The sequence below is a fragment of the Asticcacaulis sp. genome (assembly GCF_020217185.1).
GTDB lineage: Bacteria > Pseudomonadota > Alphaproteobacteria > Caulobacterales > Caulobacteraceae > Asticcacaulis.
Genome location: NZ_JAIWNX010000256.1, coordinates 1 through 10,000, shown reverse-complemented (window position 1 = coordinate 10,000; position 10,000 = coordinate 1). Strand labels below are relative to the sequence as shown.

9 protein-coding genes are annotated in these 10,000 nt (G+C 64.4%); 8 read left to right on the top strand and 1 reads right to left on the bottom strand.

The window, feature by feature from the left end:
* The 8 genes from LDL37_RS12850 to murD all read left to right on the top strand — a co-directional run.
* Nucleotides 1-294: division/cell wall cluster transcriptional repressor MraZ (locus tag LDL37_RS12850; RefSeq protein ID WP_290798997.1), on the top strand; the 294-nt coding region annotated here is incomplete at its 5' end.
* Nucleotides 291-1,274, top strand: coding sequence for a 16S rRNA (cytosine(1402)-N(4))-methyltransferase RsmH (gene rsmH / locus LDL37_RS12845; protein WP_290798994.1), 984 nt, complete (start codon nucleotides 291-293; stop codon nucleotides 1,272-1,274). The genes LDL37_RS12850 and rsmH, both read left to right, overlap by 4 nt.
* Nucleotides 1,271-1,729: a septum formation inhibitor MinC gene (locus LDL37_RS12840; protein WP_290798991.1), complete on the top strand. Its 459-nt coding sequence runs from the start codon at nucleotides 1,271-1,273 to the stop codon at nucleotides 1,727-1,729. The genes rsmH and LDL37_RS12840 overlap by 4 nt, the downstream gene beginning before the upstream one ends.
* Nucleotides 1,726-3,525, top strand: a complete 1,800-nt coding sequence (locus LDL37_RS12835) for a penicillin-binding protein 2 (RefSeq protein WP_290798989.1) — start codon at nucleotides 1,726-1,728, stop codon at nucleotides 3,523-3,525. The genes LDL37_RS12840 and LDL37_RS12835 overlap by 4 nt, the downstream gene beginning before the upstream one ends.
* Nucleotides 3,526-3,572: 47 nt before the next feature.
* A complete protein-coding gene (locus LDL37_RS12830; RefSeq protein WP_290798986.1) occupies nucleotides 3,573-5,036 on the top strand; it encodes a UDP-N-acetylmuramoyl-L-alanyl-D-glutamate--2,6-diaminopimelate ligase in 1,464 nt (487 codons plus the stop codon).
* Nucleotides 5,037-5,071: 35 nt separating this feature from the next.
* On the top strand, nucleotides 5,072-6,460 hold the full coding sequence (murF, locus tag LDL37_RS12825) for a UDP-N-acetylmuramoyl-tripeptide--D-alanyl-D-alanine ligase (protein ID WP_290798983.1): 1,389 nt from the start codon (nucleotides 5,072-5,074) through the stop codon (nucleotides 6,458-6,460).
* A 9-nt stretch (nucleotides 6,461-6,469) separates the two neighbouring features.
* Nucleotides 6,470-7,579, top strand: a complete 1,110-nt coding sequence (mraY, locus tag LDL37_RS12820; protein ID WP_290798980.1) for a phospho-N-acetylmuramoyl-pentapeptide-transferase — start codon at nucleotides 6,470-6,472, stop codon at nucleotides 7,577-7,579.
* Between the two features lie 175 nt (nucleotides 7,580-7,754).
* On the top strand, nucleotides 7,755-9,161 hold the full coding sequence (gene murD, locus LDL37_RS12815; protein WP_290798977.1) for a UDP-N-acetylmuramoyl-L-alanine--D-glutamate ligase: 1,407 nt from the start codon (nucleotides 7,755-7,757) through the stop codon (nucleotides 9,159-9,161).
* 108 nt (nucleotides 9,162-9,269) lie between these two features.
* Here murD and LDL37_RS12810 read toward each other — a convergent pair.
* On the bottom strand, nucleotides 9,270-10,000 hold a 731-nt coding region (locus tag LDL37_RS12810; protein WP_290798974.1), incomplete at its 5' end, for a TorF family putative porin.

Here is a 10,000-nt window from a genome sequence, read left to right as displayed (position 1 = left end):
GGGGCGCAATTTTTTAGCCATTACAAGAAGATCGTCGATGCGCAGCCCTTCGGCTCGGCGCCGCGCCGCATCCTTGAAGCGCGCATCTTTGGCGATATGGCTAGGCTCAATTTCGACACGGCGGGGCGCATGACCCTGCCGGACGCCCTGTGCGAGCAGTTTGGCCTGAAAGACGCTGTGCTGCTGGTTGGTCTCTATGACCGTTTTCAGATCTGGAACCCTGACGCCTATGCCGCGCATCTGGCGACGCAGGAGGCCGAGCTGTCCGGCGTGCTGACGGAGCTGGGCTTATGAGCGAAGCGCCGCACATCTCCGTCCTGCTGAATGAGGTGATCGCCGCCGTCGCGCCTGAGCCGGGCCGCGTGGTGGTCGATGGCACCTTCGGGGCCGGCGGCTATACGCGTGCCTTCCTGTCGCGCGGGGCGGAGGTCATCGCCTTTGACCGCGACGCGCGCGTTCAGCCGTTTGTCGAGACGGTGCGCGGCGACTTTGGTGACCACTTCCGCTTCGTCAATCGCCCCTTTTCGGAAATGGCCGAAGGGCTGGCCGAGCTGGGCGTCGATCAGGTCGATGCCATTGTGCTCGATATCGGTGTCTCCTCCATGCAGCTCGATGAGGCCGATCGCGGATTCTCCTTCATGCGCGACGGGCCGCTGGACATGCGCATGGCCGTTGAGGGCCTGAGCGCGGCGGATATTGTCAATGAGTGGGCCGAAGCCGACATCGCCCATATTATCTGGCTTTACGGTGAGGAGCACAGATCGCGCGCCATTGCCGCTGCCATCGTCAAGCGCCGCAAGGAAGCTCCGTTTGCGCGCACGCTCGATCTGGCCGCCGTGGTCGAAAAGGCCGTCGGTGGGCGTCGCGGCGACAAGGTGCATCCGGCGACCAAGACGTTTCAGGCCCTGCGCATCGCCGTCAATGACGAGCTGGGTGAGCTGGAAAGCGCGCTGGAGGCATCTGAGCGCCTGCTGAAGCCCGAAGGTGTGCTGGCTGTCGTCACCTTCCACTCGCTCGAAGACCGCATGGTCAAGTCCTTCCTGGCCGAGCGCGCCGGACGCACGCCGTCGGGCTCGCGCCACGCCCCGCAAATCCACACCGGGCCCGCGCCGACCTATCGCCTCGATTCGACCAAGGCGATCGCCCCGTCCGAGGCCGAGCTGAGCGTCAATCCGCGCGCCCGTTCGGCCAAGCTGCGCGCCGCCCGTCGTACCGGTCACCCGCCTTTTGATGTCGCCCGTAGCGCGTCCCCTTCCCGGAGAGCCGTCAGATGAAAGCCCTGATGAGTCTGTTCGACCGTCGTATCCGTGGTGTCCGCCTGATCGAAGCCATCGGTCTGGTGCTGGCCCTGATCATGATCTTCTGGGTCTGTCTGTCCAAGGTCAAGGAGGGGCAGGAGGTCGCCCGCCTCAACGCGCTCAATGCCCAGATCGCCGAGGAACAGGCCGCCATCAAGGCGCTCAAGGTCAAGGTCGCCAATCTGGAGCAGCCGGCGCGTATCGAGGCGCTGGCGCGTCAGTATCTGGGGATGGAGCCCTTGTCGCCCAAGCGTGAGGCGGGTCTCGACAATCTGGTGGAAATCTCGCGCTCGGTGGCGCGTCCTGAAATCCATGCGGCCCCGCCCGTGACCGCGGTCACCGCCAAGCCCCCGGCCATGACCGAAGAAGAAAGCGCACCCATCGCTGCGCCTGCGTCGGCTACGCCCGCGACCGGGGAGGCTGCGCGATGAGATACGGACACCGCCTGTCGTTTATTGACTCGACCGCCTCCGGCTTTCAGTGGGTGGCCGACCGTATGTGGAAAGTCGAGCATGCGTTTGAGCGCGCCAATGCGGTCGCCTCGGACCGGCTGGCCAGCGCGCGGATGCGTATCTTCTTCATACTGGTGGCGATGGGCGTCATCTATGTGGTGCTGTCGGGCTTTGCAGTGAAGGCGGCCCTGTCGGGGGGGCATGGCGGCGTGGACTATAGCCTGCCCGCCGATGCGCGCGCCGATATTGTCGATCGCAATGGCGCGCTGCTGGCCACTGATGTCTTCAACTACGACCTGTTTCTCGATCCGGCCGACATCATGGCGGCGGACCGCCCGCTGGTGAAGCGCGCCCTGATCCAGCTCCTGCCCGATGTGCCGCGCGATCAGCTCGATTCGGCCCTGTCGGGGGACAGGCGCCTGATGGTCATGCCGTGGCTGAGCGCGGCGGACAAGGCGCGCATCCTCAGCTATGGCCTGCCCGGTGTGGGGTTTGAACCGCGCCGCCTGCGCGGCTATCCGCTGGGCACGGCCGGGGCCTTCTATATCGGCATGACGGAAAAGGCGGGTAAGGGCCTCGCCGGGGCCGAACGCGCCTTTCAGGATCAGATCGCCCGTTCCAACACGCCCTTCCCGCTGGCTATGGACCTGAGGGTGCAGGGCGCGCTGGAAAACGAGGTGCGTAATGTGGCGATGGCCCAAAGCGCCAAGGGGGCCATTGGCCTGGTCACCAATGTACGCACGGGCGAGGTCATCGCCATGTCGAGCTGGCCGGAATTCGACCCCAATCAGGCCGGCCGTTTTCCGGACAATAACAAGCTGAACCGCGTCACCAATTCGGTGTTCGAGGTGGGCTCGGTGTTCAAGGTGCTGTCGGTGGCTATCGGTCTGGAATCGGGGACGGCCTCGCTCAACACCACCTATGACGCGCGCACCCCCTATCAGTTGGGCAAGCGCAAGATTTCGGACTACCACGCCGAAAACCGCATCATGACGCTGGAAGATGTCTTCCTCGTCTCGTCGAACATCGGGACCACCCTGATGGCCGAAAGCGTCGGCATCGACACCATGACCAAATTCTACAACGCGCTGGGCCTGTTCCGCGCCGCCGATATCGAGTTGGCCGAAACGGCCTCGCCGCTGCTGCCCAAAAAATGGTCGAAGGATTCGCTGGCCTCGTCCTCCTTCGGTCACGGCATGTCGATTTCGCCGCTGTCCTATGCTCAGGCCGCTGCGGCGACCATGAATGGCGGCTATCTGCGGCCCCTGACGCTGCGCAAATACGACCCGGCGCAGCCGCTGAAAGGCGAGCGCGTCTTCTCGGCCAATACCTCGCGTCAGATGCTCGACCTGATGCGCGTCAACGTCCTCAAAGGCACGGGGGGCAAGGCCAATGTGCCGGGCCTGCGCGTCGGCGGTAAGACCGGTTCGGCGGAAAAGGTCATTGGCGGACGCTATGATCGCACCAAGCTGCTGTCGTCCTTCGTCGCCGTCTTCCCCACCGACGGCAATGTCGAGGATGACCGCTACATGGTGATGATCATGGTCGATGAGCCGACGGGCAATAAGGACACGTTCGGCCTGCGCACCGGCGGCTGGGTGGCCGCGCCGGTGGCCGGGCGCGTGATCGACCGCATCGCGCCCTTCCTCAATGTGACTCGCAAGGATGACAAGTTCGCCGACTCGGAGTGGGTTAAGGCGCAGGTGATGAAGGAAGAACAGACCGGCGGGGCGACGGTGACGGAAGCGGCCGTCCCGGCAGCGGCAGGTCATTAAACCCGCAGGTTACTAATGTGTGCGCGTATGAACAAGGGAATGGAACCATGAGCGGGCTTCGCCTGTCGGACATATTGAGGCGCGATCTGGACGTCGATCCGGTCGTGACCGGCGTGACCGCCGACAGCCGAAAGGTCGGACCGGGGACGCTGTTCTGCGCCCTGCCGGGCACGGCACGCGACGGTCGTGAGTTTATCCCTCAGGCCCTGTCGCAGGGGGCCGCCGCTGTTCTGGCCCCCGAAGATACGCCCGCGACCGCCGCCAACATCCTCACCGCCTATGATGTGCGCCGCGCTTATGCCCTGGCGGCCAAGGCCTTTTATGGCGCGCAGCCCAAGACCTGCGTGGCCATCACCGGCACCAATGGCAAGACCTCGGTCGCCACCTTCTGCCGTCAGATGTTTGCCCATATGGGCTACCATTCGGCCAGCGTCGGCACGCTGGGCATCGTCACCCAGAACGGCGCGGCGGAGCACGCCCTTACGCCGCCGGGCCTGACCACGCCGGACGCCGCCGACATTGCCGAGCATCTGGCCGCATTGGCGCGCGACGGCGTCACGCATCTGGCGCTCGAAGCCTCCTCGCACGGCATTGATCAGCGTCGCCTCGATGGCGTCACGCTGACGGCGGCGGGCTTCACCAACCTGACGCAGGACCATCTCGACTATCACGCCACGATGGAAGCCTATCGCGCCGCCAAGCTGCGCCTGTTCGAGCAGCTCCTGCCGCGCGGTCGCACAGCGGTGCTCAATGCCGATTCCGACGCCTATAACGCCTTTGCCGCCTCGGCCATCACCGCCGGGGCGTCGCTCCTCAGCGTCGGCGAGCGCGGGCAGCACCTGACCCTGACCCACCGCGACCTGACCGTCGATGGGCAGATCCTGTACCTTGAGCATCAGGGTCGAAAGTTTGAGGTCAAGCTGAAACTGGCCGGCCTGTTTCAGGCGTCGAACGCGCTGGTGGCGGCGGGCCTGTGTCTGGCCGCCGGTCAGAAGGTCGAGCCGGTGCTGGAGGCCCTGTCGCACCTGAGCGGGGCGCGCGGGCGGCTGGAGCGCGTCGGTTCGACCGGCAATGGCGCCGAAATCTATGTCGATTACGCCCATACGCCGGACGGGCTGGAGACGGTGCTGAAGGCGCTGCGTCCGCACACGCAGGGGCGTCTGGTCTGCGTCTTCGGCTGCGGCGGTGACCGTGATCGCGGCAAGCGGCCGCAGATGGGGGCCATTGCCGAGCGTCTGGCCGACCGCGTGATCGTCACCGACGACAATCCGCGCTCCGAAGAACCGGCGTCCATCCGCGCCGAGATCATGGCCGGTCTGGCCGGAACGCAGTCGTCTAACGTGCTTGAGATCGGCGACCGCCGTCAGGCCATTTTCGAAGCCGTGGCCAGCCTGAAAACCGGCGATGTGCTGGTCGTGGCGGGCAAGGGCCACGAACAGGGACAAATCGTCGCCGGAAAGGTCTTGCCTTTCGACGACGCCGGTGTAGTGCTCGAAGCCTTGAACGCATAAACCCCCTCTCCCTCAAGGGAGGGGGAGGAGTAAAGATGACACCTCTCTGGACCGGAACCGAACTGCTCAAGGCCACAGGCGGCACCTTTGCGGGCCTGAGCGGCGACGCCAGCGCTATTTGCGCCACCGGCATTACCTTTGACAGCCGTCAGGTGCAGCCGGGCGATATCTTTCTGGCCTTGTCCGGCATGCGCGACGGGCACGACTTCGTAGCGCAGGCCTTCGCGCAGGGGGCGGTGTGCGCGATCACGCGCAAGCCGGTCGAAGGCGGCCCCTGCCTGATGGTGCCGGACGTGCTTAAGGCGCTGGAAAAGCTGGGGGCCTATGCCCGCGACCGCGCACCGGCCCTGAGAGGGGCGGTGACCGGCAGCGTCGGCAAGACTTCGGTGACGCAGATGGTCATGGCGGCCCTGAGCCGCGCCGGGCGCGCCCATTCGGCGGTCAAAAGCTTCAACAACCATATCGGCGTGCCGCTGACTCTGGCGCGGATGCCGGCGGATACCGAACGCGCTGTGTTTGAAATCGGCATGAACCACGCCGATGAGATCACGCCCCTGTCCGAGCTGGTCGAACCCGATGCGGTGATCATCACCACGGTCGGTGCCGTGCACACCGAAAACTTCCCCGATGGCGAAGAAGGGGTGATGAAGGCCAAGGCCGAGATTTTCGACGGCCTCAAATACGGCGGGCTGGCGATCCTCAATGCCGATAACCACTGGTTTGCCGAACTGAACGAACGGGCCAGCGAAATGGGCGCCAGGGTGCAGCGCTTCGGCGAGGCCGAGGGCGCAGACGCGCGCCTGATCAGCCATGAGGTGGTCGATGGCCGCGCTCAGGTCACCGCCACTTTGCACGGGCGCGATATCGCCTTTACGCTGGCCCACACGGGCAAGCATCAGGCGCTCAACGCCCTGTCGGTGCTGCTGATGTGCGAGGCTTTGAAGGTCGAGACGGCGACGACGCTCGCCGCCCTGTCGGCCTTTGAGGCGCTGGACGGCCGCGGGGCCGAGCACCAGATCGCGGTGGCGGGCGGTCAGGTGACGCTCATCGACGAAAGCTATAACGCCAACCCGATCTCGATGGTGGCGACGCTCAACGCCTTAGCGGCGCGTCGGCTGGCGACCGGCGGGCGGCGCATCGCGGTGATGACCGATATGCTGGAGCTGGGCCCCGATGAGGCCGAACGCCATGCCGCTCTGGCCCCGGCCCTGACGGCGGCGGGTGTCGATCAGGTGTTTGTCGCCGGGCCGCTGATGAAGGCCCTGTGGGACGTCTTGCCGGAGGCGCAGCGCGGGGCTTTCGCGGCCACGGCAGCGGAACTGCTGGAACCTCTGAAATCAGCCTTGCGTCCGAACGACATTGTTATGATAAAGGGCTCCAACGGATCGAAGGCGGGCCTGATTGCCAAGAGCCTTCTGATTTAGGGACACTCTATGTTTTATTTTCTGTACGAGCATTTCGCGGCGCTTGACCACTGGCCGCTGCTCAACCTCCTGAAATATCAGACCGTGCGCGTCGGCCTGGCCATCATCACTTCCTATCTGGTGGCGGTGGGTCTCGGCTCGCGCTTTATCCGCTGGATGCGCGCCAAGCAGGGCAAGGGCCAGCCGATCCGCGAAGACGGCCCGCAGTCGCACCTTCTGACCAAGAAGGGCACGCCGACCATGGGCGGGCTGATGATTCTGGCCGGTATTCTGGTGGCGACGCTTCTGTGGGCCGACCTGCGCAGCGTCACCGTGTGGCTGGTGCTGGGCGTTACCATGATCTATGGTCTGCTGGGCTTTATGGACGACTATGCCAAGGTGACCAAGCAGACTTCGGCCGGACTGTCGGGGTCGCAGAAGCTGATTGCACAGTTCATCGTGGCAGGCATTGCCGCAGCGCTTCTGGTCTATTTCGGGCCTCAGTCGCCGACCTCGTCCGGGCTTTCGACCTCTCTGGCCGTGCCGATCTTCAAGAACGTACTGTTCAATCTCGGCTATTTCTACATCGTCTTTGCCGCCGTGGTCATTGTGGGGGCATCGAACGCCGTCAACCTGACCGACGGGCTGGACGGGCTGGCCATCGTGCCGGTGATGATCGCCGCAGGGACGTTCGGCATCATCTCGTACGCCGTTGGCAACTACGTCTTCGCCAACTACCTCAATGTCCACTTTGTGCCCGGATCGGGTGAGGTGGCGGTGTTCCTGGCGGCGGTTATCGGCGGCGGCATGGGCTTCCTCTGGTACAATGCCCCGCCGGCCAAGATCTTCATGGGCGACACCGGTTCGCTGGCTTTGGGAGGCGGTCTCGGCATGACGGCGGTGGCCATCAAGCACGAGATCGTGCTGGCCATTGTCGGCGGGCTGTTCGTGGTCGAAGCCCTGTCGGTGATGATCCAGATCGGCTATTTCAAGCTGACCGGTAAGCGGGTCTTCCTGATGGCGCCGATCCACCACCATTTTGAAAAGAAGGGCTGGGCGGAATCGACGGTCGTCATCCGCTTCTGGATCGTCGCCGGGATTTTGGCCATGGTCGGTCTGGCCACGTTGAAGCTGAGATAAAAGTGTAGCCACCCCACCCCCATTGGCTCCGCCAATGGTCCCCCTCCCCGCCGGCGGGGAGGTGTAATCTATACCTATACCTCCCTGCACAAGGTGCGGGGAGGGGGACCACACGAAGGGCGAAGCCCTGAGATGTGAGGGTGGGGTGCGTTTCAAGAGTTATGGAGAGACCCCTTTGATCCCGGTAAAAAGCTTCGCTGGCAAGCGTGTCGCCATCTTCGGTCTGGGGCGGTCCGGCCTGTCGGCGGCGCGCGCGCTGAAGGCCGGCGGGGCCGAGCCGCTTCTGTGGGACGACAAGCCGCAGTCGATGCTCAGCGCCTCGAAAGAAGGCTTCACCATCGAAAACCTCAAGGTTGCCGACTGGTCGGAAATCGACGCCCTGATGCTATCGCCGGGCGTGCCGCTGACGCATCCGGAGCCGCACTGGACCGTCAAGGCCGCGCAAGCCGCCCATGTCCCGGTCATCGGCGATATCGAGCTGTTTGCGCGCACGCTGAACGCCCTGCCGGAAAAACAGCGCCCTAAGACCGTGGCCATCACCGGCACCAACGGCAAATCGACGACGACGGCCCTGATCGGCCATATCCTCAAGGCCGCCGGGCGCGACGCCCATATCGGCGGCAATATCGGCATCGGCGTGCTCGATCTGCCGGAAATGCACGCCGGGACCATCTACGTCATCGAAACCTCCTCCTACCAGCTCGACCTGACCCAGACCTTCCGCCCGGACGTGGCGGTGCTGATGAACTTTTCGCCTGACCACCTCGACCGCCATGGCGATATGGACGGCTATATCAAGGCCAAGAAGCGCATCTTCCTGAACCAGACGGCGCATCAGACGGCGGTGATCGGCACGGACGATGAGTGGTCGCAGGCCGTGGTGACGGAAATGACCGCGCACCATTCGGTCAACCTCATCCCTATCTCATCACGGCGCACCCTGGGGCGCGGCGTCTATGCGCTGAACGGCGTCATCTATGACGCCACGACCGACCGTGCGCGTCAGATCATCGACCTGAAGACGGTGCGCACCCTGACCGGTCGCCACAACTGGCAAAACGCCTGTGCCGCCTATTCGGCCTGCCGGGCGCTGGGCCTGACGGTCGAAGCGATCGTGGCGGGCATCCGCTCCTTCCCCGGCCTCGACCACCGGATGCAGGAGATCGGGCGCATCAAGAATGTGCGATTTATCAACGACTCCAAGGCCACCAATGCCGATGCGGCGCGTCAGGCCCTATCGAGCTATGACGGCTTCTACTGGATCGCCGGCGGCCGCGCCAAGGCGGGCGGCATTGAGGAGTTGAAAGACCTCTTCCCCCGCGTGAAGCACGCCTATCTGATCGGCGAGGCGGCGGAGCTGTTTGAAAAGACCATCGGTACGGCGGCCCCCTGTACCCAGTCGCGCCTGCTGTTCACCGCCGTGGCGCAGGCCTTTGCGGCGGCGGAAAAGTCCGGCAAGGAAGAGGTGGTGCTGCTGTCCCCGGCCTGCGCCTCTCAGGACCAGTTCACCGACTTCGAAGCCCGCGGCGATGCGTTCAAAGAGGCCGTCGCCGACATCCAGCGCAGTTTGGCCTCGGCTTAAAACGGTCGCGGCTAAGGCCACAGGCTTTGTGGCTATGCCGTACGTCCCCTCCGTCTGTTCGCAGGCTCGCAGCCACCTCCCCATGCCTTCGGCACAGGGAGGAGGGAGTCAAAACCGGCGTTGCAAGGCCAGCACAAGCCGTTCGCCGTGCGCCTTTGAGTATTCATGGCGGTTGGTGTCGTAATAACGCAGGTCCAGCGAGGTCTTGGCATTCAGCGCCAGCGTTGCCCCGGCATTCCACGCCGTGTAGTTGCGTTTGGGCTCGGTGCGCCGCTCGCCGAGGCCGCCTGACACGCTCCAGCGATCCGACAGTTTCTGCGCCGCCCCTAGTTCATAATAAAGGGCCTCTTGGGTCGAACCCGATGAGTCCGGCGACCAGATGGTCAGGGCCTTTAGCGTCGTGCGCCCGAAGGTGCGGCTGGCCTCGCTCTGCCACTCGACGAAGTGCGTGTCGCTGCCCGGCCGCGCACCGCCATTGACCTTATAGATGATCTGGCTGTTGAGGTGGATGTCAGGACCGACTGCCCAGCGACCGCCGACGGCCAAAGCGCTTTGATAGTCGCTGCCGTCAGAGCTTTTGACGTTCTTCAGCCGCGCCGAAGCGTAAAACCCGCTGCGCGTCGCCGTTGCTGCGCCAGACAACTGCCCGTTACCTTGCGTTTCGGAAATGCCCTTGCTGGTCGAATCCGTGGCGGCGGTCAGTTGCCCGCTCAGCTTCCAGCCTTCCAGCGCTTCCGCCCAGTCGTCGCTCCAGTCAGCAACGAAATTACCCGTCGGTGCCGCAACGGCGACCGGTGCGGCAAAGGTCAGAAGGGCCAGAGTGATGGGCAGGGCAAATC

Coding starts and splice junctions, on each gene's coding strand:
- rsmH (WP_290798994.1), top strand. CDS start 291: ATGAGCGAAGCGCCGCACATCTCCGTCCTGCTGAATGAGGTGATCGCC.
- LDL37_RS12840 (WP_290798991.1), top strand. CDS start 1,271: ATGAAAGCCCTGATGAGTCTGTTCGACCGTCGTATCCGTGGTGTCCGC.
- LDL37_RS12835 (WP_290798989.1), top strand. CDS start 1,726: ATGAGATACGGACACCGCCTGTCGTTTATTGACTCGACCGCCTCCGGC.
- LDL37_RS12830 (WP_290798986.1), top strand. CDS start 3,573: ATGAGCGGGCTTCGCCTGTCGGACATATTGAGGCGCGATCTGGACGTC.
- murF (WP_290798983.1), top strand. CDS start 5,072: ATGACACCTCTCTGGACCGGAACCGAACTGCTCAAGGCCACAGGCGGC.
- mraY (WP_290798980.1), top strand. CDS start 6,470: ATGTTTTATTTTCTGTACGAGCATTTCGCGGCGCTTGACCACTGGCCG.